Annotated in this window: 19 protein-coding genes and 1 pseudogene; 3 read left to right on the forward strand and 17 right to left on the reverse strand. The window is 38.7% G+C overall.

The annotated features are described in order from the left end of the window. Positions 1–94: 94 nt before the first annotated feature. Entirely contained in the window at positions 95–313 is a 219-nt protein-coding gene (locus ACG59Z_RS00860) for a hypothetical protein (RefSeq protein ID WP_311069707.1), read from the reverse strand. A 254-nt stretch (positions 314–567) separates the two neighbouring features. On the opposite strand from ACG59Z_RS00860, the gene ACG59Z_RS00865 reads away from it, so the two are divergent. Then, entirely contained in the window at positions 568–1,020 is a 453-nt protein-coding gene (locus ACG59Z_RS00865; RefSeq protein ID WP_002049035.1) for a DUF441 domain-containing protein, read from the forward strand. 62 nt (positions 1,021–1,082) lie between these two features. Here the strand turns inward: ACG59Z_RS00865 and ACG59Z_RS00870 are convergent, their stop codons facing one another. Both ACG59Z_RS00870 and ACG59Z_RS00875 read right to left on the reverse strand, forming a co-directional pair. Beyond that, complete coding sequence (locus tag ACG59Z_RS00870) at positions 1,083–2,003, reverse strand: LysR family transcriptional regulator (RefSeq protein WP_263614015.1); 921 nt, start codon at positions 2,001–2,003, stop codon at positions 1,083–1,085. A gap of 271 nt (positions 2,004–2,274) precedes the next feature. After that, positions 2,275–2,702: pseudogene (locus tag ACG59Z_RS00875) on the reverse strand (hypothetical protein). A 226-nt stretch (positions 2,703–2,928) separates the two neighbouring features. Here ACG59Z_RS00875 and ACG59Z_RS00880 point away from each other — a divergent pair. Further along, positions 2,929–4,128 (forward strand): MFS transporter, encoded by a 1,200-nt coding sequence (locus ACG59Z_RS00880; RefSeq protein ID WP_400197446.1) that lies wholly within the window; start codon positions 2,929–2,931, stop codon positions 4,126–4,128. A 26-nt stretch (positions 4,129–4,154) separates the two neighbouring features. Here the strand turns inward: ACG59Z_RS00880 and ACG59Z_RS00885 are convergent, their stop codons facing one another. The 5 genes from ACG59Z_RS00885 to ACG59Z_RS00905 all read right to left on the reverse strand — a co-directional run bounded on the left by ACG59Z_RS00885 (position 4,155) and on the right by ACG59Z_RS00905 (position 10,568). Further along, the gene (locus ACG59Z_RS00885) at positions 4,155–5,138 is read right to left on the reverse strand and encodes an ion transporter (RefSeq protein ID WP_400198011.1); all 984 of its coding nucleotides are present in this window, start codon (positions 5,136–5,138) and stop codon (positions 4,155–4,157) included. A gap of 138 nt (positions 5,139–5,276) precedes the next feature. Then, positions 5,277–5,711, reverse strand: coding sequence for a hypothetical protein (locus tag ACG59Z_RS00890; RefSeq protein WP_000920876.1), 435 nt, complete (start codon positions 5,709–5,711; stop codon positions 5,277–5,279). A gap of 229 nt (positions 5,712–5,940) precedes the next feature. Continuing rightward, entirely contained in the window at positions 5,941–8,580 is a 2,640-nt protein-coding gene (locus tag ACG59Z_RS00895) for a bifunctional aconitate hydratase 2/2-methylisocitrate dehydratase (protein WP_263614019.1), read from the reverse strand. A gap of 257 nt (positions 8,581–8,837) precedes the next feature. After that, positions 8,838–9,200, reverse strand: a complete 363-nt coding sequence (locus tag ACG59Z_RS00900) for a hypothetical protein (protein WP_263614020.1) — start codon at positions 9,198–9,200, stop codon at positions 8,838–8,840. Between the two features lie 132 nt (positions 9,201–9,332). After that, complete coding sequence (locus ACG59Z_RS00905; RefSeq protein ID WP_400197448.1) at positions 9,333–10,568, reverse strand: lactonase family protein; 1,236 nt, start codon at positions 10,566–10,568, stop codon at positions 9,333–9,335. Positions 10,569–11,152: 584 nt separating this feature from the next. On the opposite strand from ACG59Z_RS00905, the gene ACG59Z_RS00910 reads away from it, so the two are divergent. Next, a complete protein-coding gene (locus ACG59Z_RS00910; RefSeq protein ID WP_400197450.1) occupies positions 11,153–12,445 on the forward strand; it encodes a DUF4113 domain-containing protein in 1,293 nt (430 codons plus the stop codon). Positions 12,446–12,572: 127 nt separating this feature from the next. On the opposite strand, the gene ACG59Z_RS00915 is transcribed toward ACG59Z_RS00910, so the two are convergent. The 9 genes from ACG59Z_RS00915 to ACG59Z_RS00955 all read right to left on the reverse strand — a co-directional run bounded on the left by ACG59Z_RS00915 (position 12,573) and on the right by ACG59Z_RS00955 (position 22,674). After that, positions 12,573–13,016: a lysozyme gene (locus ACG59Z_RS00915; protein WP_400197452.1), complete on the reverse strand. Its 444-nt coding sequence runs from the start codon at positions 13,014–13,016 to the stop codon at positions 12,573–12,575. Continuing rightward, positions 13,016–13,294 carry a holin gene (locus ACG59Z_RS00920; RefSeq protein ID WP_400197454.1) on the reverse strand — a complete coding sequence of 93 codons (279 nt, stop codon included), beginning with the start codon at positions 13,292–13,294 and terminating at the stop codon, positions 13,016–13,018. The genes ACG59Z_RS00915 and ACG59Z_RS00920 overlap by 1 nt, the downstream gene beginning before the upstream one ends. A gap of 75 nt (positions 13,295–13,369) precedes the next feature. After that, the gene (locus ACG59Z_RS00925) at positions 13,370–14,110 is read right to left on the reverse strand and encodes a hypothetical protein (RefSeq protein ID WP_400197456.1); all 741 of its coding nucleotides are present in this window, start codon (positions 14,108–14,110) and stop codon (positions 13,370–13,372) included. Beyond that, the gene (locus ACG59Z_RS00930; protein ID WP_400197457.1) at positions 14,110–16,329 is read right to left on the reverse strand and encodes a hypothetical protein; all 2,220 of its coding nucleotides are present in this window, start codon (positions 16,327–16,329) and stop codon (positions 14,110–14,112) included. The genes ACG59Z_RS00925 and ACG59Z_RS00930 overlap by 1 nt, the downstream gene beginning before the upstream one ends. A gap of 11 nt (positions 16,330–16,340) precedes the next feature. Then, the gene (locus ACG59Z_RS00935) at positions 16,341–17,126 is read right to left on the reverse strand and encodes a hypothetical protein (RefSeq protein WP_400197458.1); all 786 of its coding nucleotides are present in this window, start codon (positions 17,124–17,126) and stop codon (positions 16,341–16,343) included. A 140-nt stretch (positions 17,127–17,266) separates the two neighbouring features. After that, positions 17,267–19,789, reverse strand: coding sequence for a glycoside hydrolase family 104 protein (locus ACG59Z_RS00940; protein ID WP_400197459.1), 2,523 nt, complete (start codon positions 19,787–19,789; stop codon positions 17,267–17,269). Between the two features lie 291 nt (positions 19,790–20,080). Beyond that, positions 20,081–20,653 (reverse strand): surface-adhesin E family protein, encoded by a 573-nt coding sequence (locus ACG59Z_RS00945; RefSeq protein WP_400197460.1) that lies wholly within the window; start codon positions 20,651–20,653, stop codon positions 20,081–20,083. A 44-nt stretch (positions 20,654–20,697) separates the two neighbouring features. Beyond that, entirely contained in the window at positions 20,698–22,008 is a 1,311-nt protein-coding gene (locus ACG59Z_RS00950; protein ID WP_400197462.1) for a hypothetical protein, read from the reverse strand. Next, positions 22,009–22,674, reverse strand: coding sequence for a hypothetical protein (locus ACG59Z_RS00955; RefSeq protein WP_400197464.1), 666 nt, complete (start codon positions 22,672–22,674; stop codon positions 22,009–22,011). Between the last annotated feature and the right edge of the window lies 1 nt (position 22,675).

The raw sequence follows: 22,675 nt of genomic DNA on the forward strand, positions 1-22,675 counted from the left end.
TCTCTTTAAAACGAAACCATTATTTTAACGCAGTTTCAGAGCTTTATTACTTTTTGCTTGTTCATCTTTGTACTTAACGCCCATTAATTTTGAATTATTCTTCAATGACGCGATAAATATTTTCGTTTTGTTCACTTTCAAATAATAATTCAGTGGTAGGTAAGATCACTTCATTATCCACAATAATATGTTCAATACGCTGACTTAGCTTTAACGGCTCATTTTCATGTTCAACTAAATTTTTCTTTAATTGAGCCTTTGCATCATGAATCTTGTCGAACTGATCTTTAATCTTGATATCTATAATATCCATACGACTAACTCCGCAATCATGAGTAGTGATTATTTTTATATCATACTCTCTCAAAATAAGGGTTTTTAAGTTGTTAATTTATATAACATTGTGTCCAAGCGTAACTAAAAATAAAACTTCTTATCATTGAGGCATATAGATTAAAATTCTTATTAAAAAGGCCATCTTTATACTTTATCGCTTTTGAAAAGCTCTCACATTTTGGCTCTCAATTATTATACAATTCAAATTATTTGCTTTTCTTGCCGCCTCTCATGCTTGCCCAATTCGATGTTAATTTAGTGGTTTTATTAGTTCTACTTATCTGCGGTTTACTAAGTCAAAATGCAGCTGTAACTATCGCCGCAGGCATCTTAATCGTCATTAAAATTACACCATTAAATCAATTTTTTCCTTATATTCAAGCTCATGGTCTCAATCTAGGAATTCTCATTTTAACCATTGGCGTACTGACTCCCATTGCCAGTGGTAAGCTTAGCGGAGAAAGTATTTTAAAATCTTTTATAAGCTTTAAATCTTTGCTGGCTATTGCTATTGGTCTACTTGTCGCTTGGCTAGGTGGCCGTGGTGTGAAACTTATGTCAAGCCAACCTGATGTGGTTGCAGGCTTGCTTATTGGGACAGTTGCAGGTGTTGCCTTACTCCGTGGTGTACCTGTTGGTCCTCTGATTGCTGCCGGCCTGCTGTCTTTATTCATTGGCAAATAGATAATAGATATTAAAAAGGTGCTTAATCGCACCTTTTCGACACTTAGGCTAAATTATTTGTTTTATCCAGAATAATAGGCATTTCGTTTTAACGAGAACTTTTCTAACTGCTTTAAAAATCCTTCAAAATAGCTCTTTTCTTTTTCTTCAGTTCGGTAGCCTGCATATAATGTACGTCTTAAACCAACTGAAGAAACACAGTCTAAACGGCGGCTAGTCACCCAACCTTTTTGTTCATATTCATTCACGACCCAATCTGGTAAAGCAGCAATACCGCGGCCACTTGCTACAAGTTGAATCAGCATTTGAGTTAAATCTGTTGTTCGAATCTGTTTTGGTTGAATATTTGCTGGTATAAACAGTTTCGACATAATATCTAAACGGTGCTTATCAACTGGATAAGTAATGAGAACCTCTTCTGCAAGATCCTGAACTGTAATATTTTCAGCACGAACCAATCGATGAGTATTTGATAAAACCAAACGTGACTCATATTCAAAAATTGGAAAATACTCGATTCCTTTTAATGCAATCGGATCGGCTGTAATAAGTAAATCAAACTCACCGTTTTGTAAAAGCTCATGTGGATTCGCTTCAAAGCCCGAAGCAAAGTCTAAGTCTACGTCTGGATACTGTTGTCGATATTGATTTAATAAAGGCATTAACCAGTCAAAACAGCTATGACATTCTGAGGAAAAAATAATTCTGCCTGTTTGTCCATGAACAATTCGCGTAATGTCACTCTGTGTGATTTGAATTTGCGGTAATACATCATCAGCCAATTTGAGTAAACGTTGCCCAACATTCGAAAAGCTAACAGGTCTACTCCGTCGATTCACCACTTCCACACCATACCAATGATCTAATTCTTTTAATTGGTGAGAAATAGCAGACGGTGTTAAACACAAATCATTAGCAGCCGCAACAAGTGAACCATGTTCACGTAAAGCAACCAAAGTTTTAAGATGACGAATTTCTAACATGGGCAAAAGCCTGAACAAATTGATTTATCTATTAATTTTTAAACTCATCTGTTGTTTATCAGCAAATAGAGTCAGTTTAGATAAATCACTATTAATGAACAGTATTCATGTTATCACAATATTAATTAATTTACCTCAACATGAACTTTACTTCATTATTTTTATAAGAAGTGAATTTTCATAATTTTAAAGTTAAGTATTTTCTCTCAATCGAAACTAGAAAACCTTTTATATAGACAAAGAAAAAGGCCTAATGGCCCTTTTCATTTCATCATTGTGCTTTTGCTTTGGGAAATGCTTGCTCAAAATCGATGAGTTTAAAGCTTTTCACCAAGTCATCTTGCCCATACGTTACTTCGTAAGAAGTTTCTTTCCCACTAAAATATGTTTCAGTTGGTGTTCCAAATACTTCCCATAGCCCAAATGAGGCAACATCTGCTATGCCATGGCCAAATGCACGGCTGACTTTCGCCCATTTTGGATAACCTTGCTGGAAAGTATAAATTTCGACTCTTGTACCATCACGATATTCAGAAAGTACAGGTGCTCCAAACTCAGCAATAACATAATTGCGAGAACTACCCGGATTTAAAACATTTAAATTTTTTTACTTGGTTGATTACCCGCCATGAAGACTGAGCAACCAGACATAGATAAAATGACCAACCCCATAAGGCAGGCAATACTTAATTTTCTCACGCTTTAGATTCTCTATTTTTTAAATATTTATACAACTTGTTGTAATACTTAAAGTATTATGTACTCATAATATATAATTTATTAAAAAATTTCGATAAATTATTTAAAATAAAGATAAAATGCTTTTGCTTAAGATGTGCAAACATATTCTCAATATTTTAGTTTTTTATTATTTTGATCTCTTTTCCCTTATACTTTCATTTTTGAGTCTCTTTTTTAATTTATTATGGCGTCATCCCAATCTCCTTCATCCACACATCGGCATTATTCACTCTTTTTAGCAATTTTCTCACTCGCAGTAGGCGGTTTTTGTATCGGAACTACAGAATTTGTCGCAATGGGACTTATTCAAGAAATTGCTCATAACTTAAACATTACAGTACCTGAAGCTGGGCATTTTATTAGTGCTTATGCATTAGGTGTGGTTATTGGTGCTCCTATTATTGCCATATTGGGTGCCAAAGTGCCTAGAAAGACCCTATTACTTTGTCTCATGCTGTTTTATGGTATTGCTAATGCTTGTACCGCTTTAGCTCACACACCAGAAATCGTTTTAGTTTCTCGTTTTATTGCAGGTTTACCTCATGGGGCATATTTTGGAGTCGGTGCCCTCGTAGCTGCTGAACTCGCAGGCCCATCACGCAGAGCTTCAGCGGTTGCACAAATGATGATGGGCTTAACCGTTGCTACAGTTATTGGCGTACCTTTAGCGACATGGTTAGGCCAACATTTTGGTTGGAGAGCCGGTTTTGAATTTTCAGCAACGATTGCATTTTTTACTTTAATTGCCGTAGCTTGTTTTGTACCCAATATCCCAGTTCAAGCTACTGCCAGCATAAGAACAGAATTAGCTGGGCTTAAAAATATAAATATGTGGTTAACCCTTGCAGTTGGTGCAATTGGCTTTGGAGGTATGTTCTCGGTATATAGCTATGTCTCCCCCATTCTCACAGAATACACAAAAGTTAATATCCAAATTGTTCCTATTGCGCTAGCGTTATGGGGAATCGGGATGGTGATTGGAGGTTTAGCCGCGGGTTGGCTAGCAGATAAAAACCTCAATAAAACCATTGTAGGCGTACTCATTAGCTCAGCAATTGCCTTTGTTGTTGCAAGTTTTCTAATGAGTAATATCTATAGTGCCATTGCTTCACTATTCTTAATCGGACTAACCGTAATGGGTTTAGGTGGGGCTTTACAGACACGCCTGATGGACGTTGCAGGAGATGCGCAAACGCTAGCAGCTTCACTTAATCACTCTGCCTTTAATATGGCCAATGCATTAGGAGCATTTTTAGGTGGTTGGGTACTTAGCCATCAAATGGGTTGGATTGCACCGATCTGGGTAGGTTTCGTACTGAGCCTTGGTGGTCTTATTATCTTACTCATTGCATTTGCTGTAGAAAAAGCAACTCAAAAAGCCTGATTCTCGTCAGGCTTTTTGCTGAGTTACTAGTCTGTTAACTTTTCACCACAGTGCGGGCAATAGCATTTCTTTTCTCTCACAGATTCTTTTTCTTCTAATACCTTTTCTCGCATAATTTGGATAATCAAATTATGCGCTTGTTCTTTTGGTAGCCCTACTTTTTGCCGAATACGTTCTATTTCAACTTCATCATGCAAGATATCAATACCACGCACTTGAAGTAACTCACGGAACTCTTGTTCAAGGCGCTGATTACGCTGGTTAAGTTCATTGGCTAAACCAGAAGCTAAAATACCAGCCGGTAAAGCAGCAATCCCTACCCCTAAAATTGTAATTAAAGCCCCTAGTAGTTTTCCTAAGCTGGTCACAGGTGTGACATCACCATATCCGACTGTGGTTAAAGTAACGACCGCCCACCACATTGCTTTAGGAATAGAGCTAAAAGCTTCCGGTTGCGCTTTATTCTCAACCACATAAATACCAGAAGCAGTCATAATAATCATAATAATTAAAATAAAAATTACTGCCTGAAATGAACCTTTTTCTCTTTTAATGACACAGAGCAATATTTGCAAAGAGATAAAATAGCGAGTTAATTTTAATAGTCGAAGTAATCGTAAAATTCTGAGCATACGAAGGTCTATTCGTACAAAGAAATTTAGATACGCAGGCAAGATTGCCATGAGGTCAATCAGCGCTTCTCCGCTTTTCATCCACGCTAAACGCTGCTTCCATGCAGCTTGTGTAGGATCACGCTCTACTACACTCCAGAGGCGTAACAGGTATTCAACACTAAAAATCGTGATTGAAATATTTTCAAAGTAGTCAAACCATATACGATAGCTGTAATACAGATCGTTTACTGTTTCTAGCAATACCGCAATGACATTCCCAATAATTAAGAAAACCAAGAAGTAGTTAATACACCTACTCACTGTTGTTTCGTAATCATGGTCATGAAGGTTGTTATAGAAGAACTTACGTAATGTCTTCCAAGCTAAAATTCGCATACGGTTCTGAGCCACATTATATTGAACATATATTAAGCTCACATACGTAAATTCACCACTACAGTGACCAATAAAATATTTTATTAATTGTATTAACTAAACAATCATAAATAATATTTCATATTTTCTAATTATATTTTAATGAGCAGCGACATATCTAAACTCATTTTCTTCCCACCATTGCACATCATAAATACCTGCATGTGACTTCAAAATGACATTAATATAATTTTGAAGTAGCATAATATGGTGAGTAATATCTAACTTTCTAAAAAGAAATCTTCTCAAAATTGGTGTATTCGGTGAAATGAATATCGCAAAGCCATTACTGTATTCTTCATACACACTAATACCGATATACATGGTGATCTCAGGTAATGGTACTTCTATTTCCCAGCCCCAACGCTCAGCAGTTAATTCAATACTTAAGTGATATCTATTTTTCAATATACTATAAATATACTGTGCAATATCTTCAGTTTTCTGTACTAACGTATTCCCGTCTTCTGCTGATAAATTTTGATCATATAGATGGTAATCATCAAATTTAAATTCAACAATTGTCTTTAGCATTTTTAAGTTCCATATATAAAATACCCATGTTCTTTTTAATTATTTTTAAGTTCGTTCAATTATTTTAAAGCAAAATCTTCTTTAATATCTAGCCTTATATTTATTTTTACATTTTAAATAAACAAAACATGATCTATTTAATATTTTTATTTAAGAACTAGGTATTAATTCTCTTTTAAATAAAAAAGGAGCTGAATAATCAGCTCCTTTTTTGTACTAAATCGACAAATTAAGTCAATTGAGCAGCAGCAATTTTCTTAGTATCTACTTTATCAGCAGCATTTGTATATTCGCCCATTTGGTCGAAATTCAAATATTTGTAGATGTCAGCAGACATACTGTCAATTTGAGCTGCATATTGTTGGTATTCTTCTGGAGTTGGTAATTTACCAAGTACAGCAGCAACAGATGCAAGCTCAGCAGATGCTAAGTAAACGTTAGAACCTTGACCTAAACGGTTAGGGAAGTTACGTGTAGAAGTCGATACAACAGTTGTGTTCGGCGCAACACGTGCTTGGTTACCCATACATAATGAACAACCAGGCATTTCTGTACGTGCACCAGCACGGCCATAAGTGTTATAGAAGCCTTCTTCCATTAACTGATGTTCGTCCATACGTGTTGGTGGAGCCAACCATAAACGAGTTGTTAATGAACCGCTTGGTACTTTTTCAAGTAACTGACCAGCAGCACGGAAGTGACCAATGTTAGTCATACAAGAACCGATGAATACTTCATCAATTTTGTCGCCTTGAACGTCAGAAAGAAGTTTTGCATCATCTGGATCGTTCGGGCAGCAAAGGATAGGTTCTTTGATGTCTGACAAATCAATTTCATAAACTTTAGTGTATTCAGCATCAGCATCAGCTTTAAGTAAGCTTGGGTTTGCTAACCATTTTTCCATGTTTTCAACACGGCGAGCCATAGTACGAGCATCACCATAACCTTGTGAAATCATCCACTTAAGCATTGTGATGTTAGAACGTAAGTACTCAGCAACTTTCTCTTCAGAAAGTGTGATTGCGCAACCAGCAGCTGAACGTTCAGCAGAAGCATCAGAAAGTTCGAATGCTTGCTCAACTGTTAAGTCAGTTTCCATTTCTGTTAAGTCGATTTCTAAGATACGACCAGAGAAGATGTTTTTCTTACCTTTTTTCTCAACAGTAAGATCGCCTTCTTTGATTGCATAGTAAGGAATCGCATGTACAAGGTCACGTAAAGTGATACCAGGCTGCATTTTACCTTTGAACTTAACAAGAACTGATTCAGGCATATCAAGCGGCATTACACCAGTTGCAGCAGCGAAAGCTACAAGGCCAGAACCTGCTGGGAACGAAATACCAATTGGGAAACGAGTATGCGAGTCACCACCAGTACCTACTGTATCTGGAAGAAGCATACGGTTTAACCAAGAGTGGATAATACCGTCGCCTGGACGTAAAGATACACCACCACGGTTCATGATGAAATCTGGAAGTGTATGTTGCATTTGTACGTCAACTGGCTTTGGATAAGCAGCAGTGTGACAGAAAGATTGCATTACTAAATCAGCAGAGAAGCCCAAGCAAGCTAAGTCTTTTAACTCGTCACGAGTCATAGGACCAGTTGTATCTTGAGAACCAACTGTAGTCATCTTAGGTTCACAGTAAGTACCTGGACGGATACCTTGACCTTCTGCAAGACCACATGCACGACCAACCATCTTCTGAGCTAAAGTGAAACCTTTGCCAGTGTCAGCTGGTTGTACTGGAGTACGGAACAATGTAGATGGAGCTAAACCTAAAGCTTCACGTGCTTTAGCAGTTAAGCCACGACCAATGATCAAGTTAATACGACCACCAGCACGTACTTCGTCTAAAAGTACTGGAGTTTTAAGTTCAGACTCAGCGATTTGTTCGCCATTTTTGAACGCAGTAACTTTTGCCGCAGCATGATCGATTTTAAGAGTAACTTCGTCACCCATGTTCATGTTAGAAACATCGATCTCTACTGGTAATGCACCAGCATCTTCCATTGTGTTAAAGAAGATCGGAGCAATTTTACCGCCTAAGCACACACCACCGTCTTTTTTGTTTGGAATGTGAGCGATTTCATCACCAAAGAACCAAAGCACAGAGTTTGTTGCAGATTTACGAGATGAACCTGTACCAACAACGTCACCTACATAAGCAACTTGGTTGCCTTTAGCAATAAGTTCTTTAATTTGGTTTAATGGACCAACTTCACCTGGTTTTTCAGGGTTGATACCATCACGCTCGTTTTTCAACATTGCGTTTGCGTGTAATGGGATGTCTGGACGGCTCCATGCATCTTGAGCTGGAGACAAGTCATCAGTGTTTGTTTCACCTGTTACTTTGAACACAGTGATTTTAATTTCTTCTGGTACGTCTTTACGGCTAGTGAACCATTCAGCATCAGCCCAAGATTGTAAAACAGCTTTTGCATTAACATTGCCAGCTTTAGCTTTATCAGCTACGTCATGGAACGCATCAAATACAAGTAAAGTTTTTTTCAATGCTTCAGCAGCTAAGCTCGCTAATTCAGCATCATCTAGAAGCTCAACTAAAGGTGCTACGTTATAGCCACCAAGCATAGTACCTAGTAAATAAACTGCACGTTCTTTAGAAACTAGCGGAGATGTCGCTTCGCCTTTTGCAATCGCTGCCAAGAAAGCTGCTTTTACGTAAGCTGCTTGGTCAACACCTGCAGGAACACGGTTTTCAAGCAAATCAACCAAGAATGCTTCTTCACCTGCCGGTGGGTTTTTTAATAACTCAACAAGTTGAGCAGTTTGAGCATCATCAAGTGGCTTCGGTGGGACTCCGAGTGCGGCACGTTCAGCAACGTGTTGGCGGTAAGCTTCTAGCACGGTGTTCATTCCTCTTTTTTTAAAAAATTACTTGTAAATTCCAGCTTTCACAAAGCTTCACAAGTAATATGGACTACAAAATTTTACTAGAGTTCAAGCTAAAAGTTAATGCGCGCGGGGTGTTTCTCCGTGATGCCCATTATTTTGTAACTAAATACCCCTGTGTAAATAATGATCTTAATGACTGACTTATCATGCGATATTTTGATTTGAAAGAACACTCCACCTTAGTGGAGTGTTGACGATGTCTTGTACACTTAGAACTTTTTGTAGTTTGGCATTTTGTCGTGTGGTGTAACTAAGCACTCATCTGCCATTTGTTTTCTAATTTTTTCTTGTAGGGCTTCTGGGTTAGTTTTTAGTTCATCTTGTGGAATAGCATAAACTTTTTCAATAATATTCAAGATGAATTTTTTGGTGATCTCATCTTCAATTTTATTTGCATGTTCAACCGCTTGAGTCTTTTCAATTGCTTGCTGACGATCAAACACAATACTTCTAGCTGCATTTCCAACACTTGTACAAAAGCCATGCCATTGTTCTTCAGGTGTTAAAGGTTTTTTCTCTGTACAGCCGACTAACAACATACCCATCAAAACAAATAAAACTTTTTTCATCATTACTCTACACAGACTAAGCTGCCCACATCATACTGAATCTGACAAACTTTGCAAAAACTGCCATAAAAAACCGAGATAGAAATTCTCGGTCTTTTATAGGAAGTGTTAGAAATACTGATTTATCAATTCAGATTAATTAAAAAATTTAATATCAGTAGGCGTAGATATTTTTGCAGCATCGCCAGCAGGTTTTAAGCTACCGCTTTTTGCATCAAAGCGGAACAAACTAATATTATTACTGTATACATTCGTCACATACAGATATTTACCAGTCGCATCGAATGAGAAAGCTCGTGGTTCAATACCATTAGCTTTATAAACAACTGGTTGACCTAGCAAGCCATTCTGTTGAATTTTAAATACCAAAAGTTTGTTGTCTGCACCACGATTGGCAGCAATTACATATTTGCCATCTGGACTCAAGATAATTCCACTCGCACTTTTAAATTCGGGTGTTTTATCTTCGTGCACCAGCTTTAGCTCAGCAATTTTTTTCAAATAGCCATCTTGCACATTAAACGCCACAATTTCACTTCGCATTTCTGCGGTAATGTATGCATGCTTGCCATTTGGTGAAAAGACCATATGACGTGGACCAGACCCATGGACAAACGTCACATCTCGGCTACTGTCCGCTTCAAGTGGTTGCGTTTTACTTGGGTTATAACGAAAGGTATAAACCTTGTCATTTCCAAGATCGCTCGCATATAAATACTTACCATCTGGGCTGAAAGTTGTCGAATGTGCATGACCACTTTCCTGACGACCTTTGACATGACCAGAACCTTCTGCGAACACAATATTTTGTACCATTTCACCTAAATGTCCATTTGGCAAAATTGGCAAAACGGCTACGCCACCACGACCTTTATCGAATGCAGAATAGTTCGATACAAACAGGAACTTACCATCTAAACTAATTGAGGCATGTGTTGGATGTCCACCATGGCTATCCACTGTGTTCAGTACCTCTACCTTTCCGTTTTGAACTGATAATGCAGTGACTTCTCCTGAGTTTTCTTCATTTGTAGTATATGCAAAACGGCCATCTTTCGATTTCACAATCCATGAAGGACTTTTCATTTTTAATACTTTAACAGGAGTTAAAGTCCCATCGGTATTCACTTGAACCTGGTACAAACCTTCACTGGCCTGTTTTGGTTTTTGCACAAGTGGTGCATTAGGAATTGATGTCCAAGTTCCAACTAAAGCGATTTGTTGATCTGCAGCATTCACAGTATTCCCCCAACCAAGTGATAAAAACGTCACTGATAAGGTTGTTGTTAATTTTTGAATTAGCCCACGATATTTAACATTTGGCTCGTTATCCCTATTCTCTTTAATTTCAACACAAGTATCTTTTTTCACTGGCATTTCCTTGGAAAACTCACCTTATTTGCAATGATCAACAAGGCATTATCTATCTAATTTCATTTAATGATTCTGAAAATTAATTTATAAAACTGCAGTTTTCAAGTGAATTTTCTTTAATAAAAAACCTATTTAAAGCGTGACTCCTGTCAAAAAATTGATGATCTATTTGATTAATATCCAACTTTAAAAAACATTATAAGGATGTAATAAAATAAGAGCCCACTGAAAGTGAGCTCTTAATTCATACATTTAGAAGCGCCAGTTCTGTACAGCTAATCTATATACAACTATATGGACATCTACCGTAAAGCAAACACCAATAAATTAAAGCCTTTCCTAGTTTTGATAACTATATATAGATGTATTAGTCTTTACTGAGCTATAGTTCAACAGTCTACAAATGAGTCTACAAATCTACAAAACCACTTTCCCATAACCAAGTCTACTTTCCGACCAAATGCAACCCCTACCACGACACAACTTGACTCATCACTGTTTATCCACAGTTTTTTAAATTTGAATTTATTCAGGCTCAGCTCTACCATTTATTTTGAATTTGTAACGTTTTCAAGATAACCATGAGAGAGCGAATCTTTGCACTTGTCGATGTGAATAACTGCTATGTCAGTTGCGAAAGAGTTTTTCGTCCTGAACTTAACAACCGCCCCGTCATCGTGCTCAGTAATAATGATGGCTGTGCAGTGGCCAGATCGCAAGAAGCAAAGGATCTTGGAATTAAAATGGGTGTTCCCCTCTTTCAGATCCGAGACATTGTCGAAAGACATAATGTAGTGGTGCTCTCAAGTAACTATACAGTCTACGCCGAAATGAGCCGTAGATTTATGAATATCTTGCGAACATACGTTACTGAGAGTGAACAAGAGGTTTACTCTATTGATGAGTGTTTCTTAGATTTAACTGCCTATATAAATAATTATGACTTAACGACCTATTGTCAGCACATGAAGGAAAGAATATGGAGATGGATTGGTCTACCCGTTTGTATTGGAATTGGCAGATCAAAGACAGAGGCAAAGATTGCAAACCACATTGCCAAGAAGAATAAAGCATTTGATGGTGTCTGTAATTTAGTTGCTATGGATCCTTGTAATAAAGAATCCTATCTAGCTTCAATTGATGTATCAGAAGTTTGGGGCGTAGGAAGGCAACATAGTAAAAAGTTAAATGGTATGGGTATTCATACTGTATTAGATCTGGCTTGCACTGAACCTAGGGAAATGCAAAAACACTTCTCTATTGTGATGGCCCGTACAGTTTATGAGCTGCAAGGCATTTCGTGCATTGAGATTGAGCATACACCGCCAAGTAAAAAACAGATCATTTCATCTAAATCGTTTGGCCAACGAGTAACTAATCTATTTGATCTGCAAGAAGCTATTTCTTTATATATGCAAAATGCTGTCACCAGGTTAAGAAAAGATAGATTGCTTTGCGGCTGCATTATTGTCTTTGCTCAGTCAAACCCTTTCGACAAGAACAAGCCTTTCTTTAACAGATCTCTGTCAATGCCAATGAGTGTGCCGACGGACAATATATTGAAAATGGTTCAAGTCGCTACCTTCTTAATAAGACATTTGTATGCGCGTGGAATTGAATATAAAAAATGTGGAGTGATTTTGACAGGCCTAGAGCCTAAAGATACCTTCACCTATGATCTGCTAACAGACTGGGATAAGGTCGAAAAAGATGAGAGTTTGATGACTACTCTGGAAAAGGTAGTCGAAAAATTTGGGAAGCATAAAATTGCTGTGGGTAGCTGTAGACTGCCAAATAGAGGTTGGTCTATGACTAGAGACAAACTAACGCAGAATTATTTTAGCTGGGAAGGCTTACCCAAAATCAATAAGTAAGCCTATAGAGCCTTAACACAAATACTAACTTTTACTGAGGTATTAATTGTGTGAGCTGTGCAACCTGAGAAGATTAAACACAGCAATGTAATGATCGATGCAACTTTAGTACGCTTGCACATATAAGTTACTTCTTTAAAAATAATGAACGCTCAGCTTCACGACGACGAACTAGGCCTTTCATAACTTTTCCGCCTGCTTTATTCCACACAAGGAATTGATCAGCAGCGCCTTGATAGTCACCAGCATTCAATTTTTTCAGTAAAGTTGATTTGCTTAAGTTTGTTTCACCCAAGTTGTAGGTGAAGGAAACTAAAGCATCAAATTGGTTTTGTGTGAGCTTAGCTTTTACTAAACTATTCACTGCATTTTCAAAAGCTGATAAATCATTTCGTAAATAGTCTTCTGCTTGTTGTGATGTGCAGCTATCTCTTGGTTTAACCCGAATACCATTAGGGTATTTAATAGTGCCAAAACCAATGGTCCAAACTCCAACCCCATCATCGTAAGCTTTTAATCGTAAGCCTTCAAAGCCTTTAATCAAGTCAATTCCAACTGAACTAATCTTCATCACTTACCCCACTTATTCATATTTTTCTTAAGGTATTCTTCAATGTATGTACTCCCTAAGATGCCAAGAGCACACGCAATTGAGACTAAAGCGACTGGTGAAATGTCAGGGAACTGAATAAGAATTAAACCTGCAACTGTAGATGTAGCAGAACCTAAAATTGTTCTTCCAATAATCATGCGCCATGACAGCGGTTCATTTGAAACTAATAGACGACCCATACCAATAAGCCCTCCAACAATTAAAAGCGTCATAAGTGTTTTTTCATGCTCTTGCATGTGCCATTCCCCTAATTCTTGGCAAAAAAAAGCCCTAACTGTTTAAAGTTAAGGCTTGTATTGTTATGTAGGTTTTTAAATTGAAATGCCTTTTAATGACATTCGAGCTCTAGCATCATTGTAGTAACTTGCTAGATCTGCATACCGATTCAGTGAATCAACTACGAAATCATAGCAGTTGTAAATACCATTACTCGCCTGAGCCTGCATCGTATTACCAATTGAGATCGGAATTGATGACTCATTTAAAGTTGATGTAGTTCGGCGACCTTGGAATGTTTGTCCTTCTGCTACAACATAGTAATCCAAAGTTTTATTAGCTTTATCAACAATGGCTGAGACATAAATAGGGCTATTTACATTAACCAAAGTTGTTAAAGTAGATGAATCATTACCACCGAATAATACAATCAACTGTTTTGACTGGTTGATGTAGAAACATGAACCTTGGTTCACACCAGATGGGTTGTTAAAGTTACCAATTAACATGCCCAATGCACTTGCCGGGAAAGTTCCAATTGTGAAAACGCCTGACATTTGGAAGCGCACATTTGATGGTGGCGTATATGCTGAACGTAATGCTGTGTTTGCTGCATTATTGTTATTAAAGCTAATATGGTCTGGCAAGATACTGTAAACCGTTGTTGCACTTGGAACCAGCTTATCTGACAGATCATTTGAATAGATATTTCCATTTAGTGGAAAATAGCGATATTCATAGTCTTTTGAAACCACAATCTTTGATAAATCGACATCATTTAACTTGATTTGAGCACTTGATGAAGTGACTGGAAGCTTAATACATAAATTTGGCATTAGATATTCTCACTGATTGCAGTTAACGAGAAATGAGGGCAGATGTAGAACATCGGTTTAGTTGATCCAGCAACTTCACATGTATCTGTGCATGAATCGCGCAAATTACCACTTGCACCTTTGAATAGATTCAAAGATGAGGCTAGATAATCGATTGCATAGTTAACAGTGACTGTTCCAGTCGGAGTGCTTGAAAGTTCCAAAACAACTTCATCACCATTCTGTACATACGGTGCACGAGAAAGAAGAATCTCAGTTGCTCCGCTAAATACAGCAAATCCACCTTGGAACGTATCAGCAAGATTTACTTTGTCGAAAACAAGTGGTTTATGTGGAACATTAAGCTTAACGGTTACCTTATTTCCTTTAATAACAGCACCTTTTGGCATGATTGCACGTGGCTTAATCTTGTCGTGTACAGCTTGTTTATATGCTCGGCCGTAATATGCGCCAAGCCATTTATAGGCAACTTCTGACAAGTGAATATTGTCACTTGCAGCAGGGAAAGCGTAAGTTGGAGCAATGAAATAGAACTTATCTGAATTTTGACAAGCTAATAGCATTGCAAGTGCTGTCGCTGGCTTTTTATAAATAAATGTACTGTGCTGGTACGTTAAAAATAAAACAGGGCTTGTTTGCCCTGTTATTGATTTGATATCTGTCTCTGCATCGGATTGCAGCTGTATCAGAGCTGCATACTGGGATTCCATGGTGCTATCAGCATTTGCCTCCCCTTGCAGCCAGTTAATTGTATGAACTGCAATATCAGGATTTAAGGCCTTGGCACCTGTCACATGACTAATGAATTGGGTGTTATACCATTCTGTTCCTTTGGATAGCTGCTGAATCGTATAGTTACCATGCCCTGCTGTACTTGCGAAAATTACATGATCTTGCGGTTTGATCCCATTTTCTTTGTAAGCAGCCAAGGATGCGTAGTTAGCTGAACCGGAACAGATGGTTTCACCTGATCGGATTTCACCGTCAGGAGTTGGTTTTGCAGTATCTTCCACAAGTGGTTTTAAGCCTGAGAAATCTCCACCATTGCCTCGCACACCACTCGCATAAGTGATATTAAAATAAGGTTGGGATAATGAAAGAGCAACGTTTTGACCTACACCAGTCGAAAGCGACTGACCATAGGCCAGAATCATATTTACTGATTTTTTAGTTAACTCGAAAGGCAAAGGCGTATCTTTAGGAGCATTTGCAATGTTTTCAGGAAATAACCCAATTAATTTATCAGCTCTTGCATCATACCCAAGGATCAAATTGTTTTGCGCATCAATCATAAGTGGGTAGATATCACAACCAGCATTGACTGTTAAACTTGTCAATAACTTAGTGTCTAAAATGCCGTTACCATACAGCTGATCTGAGATCTTATTTAAACCAAGAATTACGCCATTTTCATTGTCGATAACGATTGGATAAGTAAGGTCACTGTTATTGAGCATTAAATCTCGGAGTTGAAACTTATTCCCGATATCGCCTGCTTTAGATGCAAAATCTCTTACTTCGTTATCTTTTAGATCAGCGTAGTTTTTGGCTTGGGTAATAGGGTCATAATTTGATTTAGTAAAGTTTGTTCCATCCCATTGCCAATCTCCGTCTTTAGTTGAATCTGGATCATTCGTTACTGTTACTTTTGAATTGGCTGGAATATTGGCTTTATCTGCATCCATTTCAGCATATGTTTTATATGCTTTATTGCCTACAGCAATTGTATTAATCTGCGCCTGAAGAGCTTGTTCTACAGACGTCGCGCGAACAGTTTCATTACTTAAATCCGTTGCGATTTCCTGTTCAGAAATTTGGGCGCGCTGAACTTCCTGCTGAATTGCTGTACTTAATCCAGTTTCAACCTGTATTGCTCTATCACGCTCAGCTTCAACTGCAGTATCAACAAAATCCTTACTGGCAAATTGCTCAAATTTTAAGTTTTGGCATATTGGATTTTTATACTTATCTTTGACTACAACTGAGTATGAATTTGCATCCACATAAATAATGCTTGGAATCCCATTTCTAGAGATATATCCATTTCTAGTTCTGATAGGTTGTTCTGCAAGCATTGTCTTTTCCTTATCCCAGTAAACTGAGATAGGAAATAGTTGGGGATCTTTATTTGCTTCCCCAATAAACAAAAAACCCGCATTAAGTGGGTTTCCATCAATATCACTAAAAAGTGGATACGGGGTTGTAACTTTATTACTCATTTACATACCTTCTAATATATGTGAAAGTTTACGCGCACAGGATCAAAGCGGCCTTGAGTGTTATCCCCGCCGAAATTGCAAACGATTCGAAATTTGGTTGTAGTTTTGGTGAAGTCAGCATCTTCATTTGCAGATCTTGCCTCCCCACCACCAGATATTGCGCAGTTAGACACGACCCCATACTTGTTATCTGGTAATGCTTTGGTAAGAGTCACTTCATATAAACCAGTACTAATACGATTTACGCTTTCAAAGTTTCCACCACCAACTTTGGTTCCATCACCATTGAAAACTCCGTATGCGCGAGCGCCAAAGACTGGAGCATCACCAGTCGCACTTAAAGCCTTTGCAACTGCTTCAGGCATCTTTTTCGGAGTGATTGCAACATTGTCTAGTTCGCCAGCTTTAGCCTCAGCAGAAGTGGCGACTCGGATAACCCCCTTCTCTGTTTCAGAAGCATCTTTCACTTTGTCAGTAAATTTCTCATCAACTTCAGATTTGGAGTAAACGCTTAGATTGGTTCGGGCTTGATCTTTGTTAGGCAAGTCATCAAGGTTTTCACCTTTTTTGAGAATCGTTGCATTTATATCTGCTTGAGAGTCGCCAGTTACTGGGTCCACAACAGCATCAGGGGTAATGCCTGGATTAAGATTTACAAACGCAGAATTCCAAACGGCTTCTTTTCGCTTGTTCTGAACAAGTATGGAAATGATTGGATCCGCCGCAAATACTTCTCTTGCTGCACCATTTTTAACGACATAACCATTGCGAGTTCTTAAAGGATTCTCAGCCGGCATTGTCAAAGCTGCGTCATAAAAGATGGCTATTGGGGATTCGATCGGACTCTTACCTTTTTGCCCGATAAAAATAAACCCCGCATCTAGCGGGGTTCCATCTGTGTCATTGTATATGGGGAATGGCGTCGAGACTCTATTGCTCATTCTTTCGTACTCCGGGGTTTAAGAGCTTGAGTTACACGCGCTCTGACCTTGTTATCTTTAATATGTTTAGTGGCTTGCTTGAGTGCCAATGCAACAGGAACGGGATAACCAGTTGTGAACCCCATAATCATGGTTTCCAGAGTTGCCCGTAAAGCAGAGGCGGTATTGCTATGATTGATTGCTGCTGAAGTAGGTGTGGTAAATAGGGTTTTGGAAATTTCGTTAATTGCTCGAAGCTTTTCGGCACCATTTTTTTCAAATATGTAATCCAATTTCCCATCTCGATCCAATCGCGTAATAGCTTTATTCAAAGCTGCTGCGCTTATCATCTGATTACCTTGACCATCTGGGGCAACACCAGCAGTAGCAGCATTTTTAATTTCTTGCAAAGTCTGACCTTTTAAATCTCGCCACGCCTGCCATCCTTCTTCTCCAGAATTCAGTAGAGTTCTTTTAGCAAACCGCAGATCATCTAAAGATCCATCATGGACAATTCGCTTCTGAATATCTTCTAAAGCAACTTTTCGATCATCAGTGCCGCGTTTATTAGTTGTTAAGTCGGTAATAATTTTTCGTTTTTCCCACTGATCTCCCAATTTCTTGCGTTCTGCTCTAGCAGTCTTGTAAAGCACACCTTCAACTGGTTGCGTATGTGCATCAATCATGTTTTTTAAGATTGAAGCTTGGCGTATGTTTGGTGCTTCATAATTAACATTGTTGTTAATTTCAGATCGCCATTTCTCCATCGCCTTCACTGATGGAGTGAGTGGAATTAACGTTCCATCTTCACCTTTTGCCGCAACACCTGTCTCAATAGCCATTTTCTTTGCAACTTGTAAAATTGGTGTAGTGGTTAAATCAGGCTGCGAATTGAGATAATCAATTACTGACATAGGCTCCATATTCCCAACTTGAACAGGCTGAGATAAATCTACAGGTGCTTGAGCCTCTTCTGACTTGTCAGCTTTAGCATAAGCCACTCTCACCTTATTCTTATCTGCTTCCAATTGTTTTTGAAGTGCTTTGTCTACTGATAAGCCTGCTTCACGCATATTAGTTGCCTGAGCGCCAGTCATATCAATGAAAGCATCTAGATTGTGTTGCATAACTTGATGTTGCTCTTCTTGCCGCAGGCGAAGTGGAGCACCTAATTCTGGATCCTTAGCTGTTTCTACTTCAAACTTTAACTGAGCAGGATCTCGTGTCATTTGACCTTCTGTCAATTGAACTGGATAAGGTAAATCCTGTGAAAGTGCCTGACGAATTGTTGCCTGATCTACTTGAGCTGCACCGACGTTTGCAGGTGCTGGGCCTTCTGCTTCTGGTGTTCTCATACCAACCATTTCACCAACACGCTGAGCACCAGAGCGCACTGCATTAGCAGTAGCTTGAATTGGTCGTTGGACTGCTTGTCCTGTACGTTCAACTACTGGGGCAACTGCCTGAGCTGTTCTCTGTGCAGCAGTAATACCTTGAGGCACAGAAGCTCGACCTAAACTTGCAGCTTGTAATCCAAGACCACCTAATACTGGTGGTAATGAATCTAAAGGAGAGAGCGCATCGCCAACTGCTTGCAATTGGTTTTGACTTACCTGACTTCTAGGTTGATATGTGAAATCTTGGGCTGTTTGACTAGCAGCATTGGCAATGTTTTCAGCAGCCTGAGTGGTGCCAAAGTTTCCATCCAGAATTTCCTTGCTAGCCTGCCCCAAAGTACCAACTAATGAGCCAATAGGTGCTGTGATTGTTCCAGTTCCAAGAGTCAAAGCTGTCTCACCCAAACCAAGTGCTTTATCAGTTAAAGATGGTTCGGGCTGTTTAGGTGCTGTTTGTGGTTGTTCGTAAGTTATAACACCATTTGCATCAAAGTCAGGCAAACCTTTAGGTTGAGTAGTGGCATCCTCAATGCGCCCATCCTGTCTTGCTTTTTGGTATTCCTCAACAATACGCTGAGCACGCCCTGTGTCCACTTTTGGTTGTGCTTGTGCTTGTGCTTGTTGCTCCTGTTGTTTTTTCTTGTACGCTGCAACTATTTCTGATGCTTTGGACTGGTATTGTTCACGGGCTGGGTTAGCTATACCAAGATCGCTCCAAGACTTTTTTGGTTGAGCATATGGAGAAGAAGGCAATGATGCCCAAGTGCTACCAGATTTTTGAACAGCAGTTTTAAAGTCCCCTCTCAAAACCGATGGTAAAGCGCCATTTTGTGCAAGTAATGCTACTGCTGCTATATCTTGATTTTTTGGAGAGAAGTCTTTCAATCCAAGCTGCTTCGCAACCCCATTCCACGTATCTTCTAGGAATTGATATCGACCAGCAGCAGTGGTTGCATTTTTCTTACCATCTGTTTGGGTAAAACCTTTTTTTACACCCGGATGCCAAGATAAGTCATTAACACGTTCATTCCCAAATAGAGTGTTATAACCATGCTTCACTCCCTCTGCATTAGCAATCAAGTTAAGCATTTTCTGCACGTTTGGTGCATTTAGTAGCTTTTCGTAGTTATCTCTTGTTGCCATAGCTTTTCCTCGGGCAATAAAAAACCGACCATTTATAGGTCGGCTTAAATATTTAGTTTCATTACATTTTCCAGATATATGTACATATAATCAAAGTGATAAGGATTGCGATAAAGCGCCATGCTTTCATTTCATTTATTTCCTTTAGACACCAATTAATTAATTTGATAAAATCTTCCATATAGATTTATTTTCCTCTTACTTTCGTCGGTTGGTGGAAATGCAAAAACCCCGATGCGTCAACATCGGGGTTTTGTTTTGGGTTTTAAAAAAGCACCATAGGGTGCTTTTTTAATATGGTAATTTTACTAAGCCATTATTAATATCACTTTCAAGATCATCAATTTGAGTTGAATTCAGTTCTTTGTTGTAATACTTTTCCGCAATTTTATTTGAAAGTGTTACAACACCATTATTCTTGGAATTATAAGCATCTACTATTTTCTTAGCTCTTTCCGTCTCAGATAATTGGTATTTCAGATCTAAGCCATTACCTTTAGTGTTACAAGCAATTTTCCATAACTCTTCATCTACTGTATCCGGGTATACAATCCCAAATGTTTTATCTAAATACTTAGGTTCCGATTTTACAGATCCATCATAATTATAATCGACATATGCTTGATATCGTGATTTTTTTCTCAAACAGTCGTACTGAATTAGTGCCTTACTTGTTGTATAAGGTTCATCTATTCTCTTCTCTGATTTCCACCAAATTTCTGCTAAACCATCTTTTTTTTGATACTTATAATAAGTTCTATCAACATAAAAGTTTTCTTGCTTTGTTTTGGTTGCAAATACCCAATCAGCAGCTGTTGTATAACTACTTATAAAAACAACAAAAAAGATTAATATTTTATTCATTATTCTCTCCTCATGAATGAAGAGAGAATAACATATGATCAATTTTACAATCCATTCTCATTAACGAACTTCTGAGCTTCTGCTGGAGAAATTCCAAGGGTTTTTGCAGCACTCATAACAGCAGGAGAATAACCTTCTCCTTTTGTTGCATAGAGCTGAGCCTTTCGATTTGCGCTCTTAGCTGCTGCGGACATTTGTTGTGCGATTTTGGAAAGGTTTTGCTGTACTGCTTTAGGCCCCTGATTAATATCTAACGAAGCAATAGAGGATCGAATTGCATCACCCTCTTTATCAGTTAAAGCACCTAAACCTCGCATCTTTTCTACTTGAGCAAGGAAGACTTGAGATTTTAAAGTTTCAATATCTTTTGCAAAAGTATTTTCAGAGGTACCTGGAACATTTCGTATCAAGCGATCCCAATATGCTCCACCATTCTCTTTAGCTTGAAGAACTAATTTTGCTGCTAAGTTAGATGCATCTGCTGCCTGTTTCGAAGCATTGGCATAATTTTCAACTTTCTCTAGACGCTCTACTCTTTGAACTGGTGTTTCTGCCTTGTTAGCTTTTAATTTTGCTGCCTCAATCCTCTCTGATTTATCCAATCCAGCAAAATATTGTTCCTGATCTTGACTCAACTTGTCGTAGTTGTACTGATTGTCGTATTCAATCTTTTTGCTTTGATTCTGCACACCCGTTCGACGGTCTTCTGCTGCTAACGGAATATCATTTGTTTCAGCAACTGTTTTTGCAGTGTTAGCAGAAATTTGACCAATCTGATAAGGCTGCATCTGCTCTGCCCGTTCATTTGAACCCATTTTTTCAAGCATCGGAGCAAATTCATCAGGACTCACTGTTGAGCCAAAGAGCCCTAAAGTTGTGTAGATATTTGCAGGATCTTTTTGAATTAACCCTTTCATACGTCTCATATTGAAAGCAGATTCTTTCTGACCAGAATTTTCATAAGCTTTTGCCTGCTCTTCCAAAATGTCTTGCGCCACATCTGGACTACCAGCTTTAATTGCTGACATTACTTGCGCAGCAGTACTTAATGATTGTTGTCGCTGACCTTCATTCATCATATCCCAAGACTTTTTGTATTGGTCAGTAAGCTGAGGGTAACGAGTAGTGAAGTTTACAAAATCACCAAAAGTTTTATTGGGATTCTGTGAAAACTCATACATATCTTTTTGTTGCTGTTGCTGGGCTAGGTACTGTTGTTGCTTGCGCGCCTCTTCCACCCTTTGGGCAGCTAATGCTTGTTGATTTGCTGCAATTTGTGTCCCTTGACTAAACCCTTGCATAGCCTGCTGAAATGGATTCATTACATCCAGTCTATAATCAATTGGACCAACCATTTAGAATCCTCCCGAAGGTGTCTTACCTCTGTTCATATAAGCACCACCTAAAGTTCCCAGCGCGTTTGCAACACCGCCCCACATATTCGCAGAAGCTTGACCTTGTGCAAGTGCATTACCTGCCTGTGCTGCGCCCATTTGCTGCATTAAGTTGCCAATGTTGTTTGCGGATTGCATTCCAGCATTACCAACACCTGCAGCGGCATTCTGACCTAAAGCAGTTAAGCTACCTAAATTAGTAAATCGCTGATTTATCATTTGATTTAGCAATTGTGGTCTAAATTGAGATAGGGCGGACTGAGTATTACCACCACGCAATCCACCTGTTGCGGATGCATTTTGTAAGATGGCATTTTCACCTTGCTGCAAATAGGTTTGCATTTCAGCGCTATTGTTTATATTACTAATGGCATCTTGTTGGGCCTGCAAACCGTTTAAACCTAATAGGTCCTGCTGACCAGTTAATGCACCTGTGCCTGCGTTTACATAAGGATTAAGGAGTTCTTGGAGTTTATCAAATTGGCGTCGTTGCTCATCCGCTGCAATTTGCGCTGCTTGCACTTGTGCGTCAGATGCACGACCAGCTGCCTTACTTTGTGCCTGACTTGATAAGTAACCAGCACCAATAGTCCCTACTGCTACTGCTCCTGCTGCCCATACGCTCATA

Origin of the sequence: Acinetobacter sp. ABJ_C1_1 (assembly GCF_044684115.1) — a bacterium.
GTDB lineage: Bacteria > Pseudomonadota > Gammaproteobacteria > Pseudomonadales > Moraxellaceae > Acinetobacter > Acinetobacter nosocomialis_A.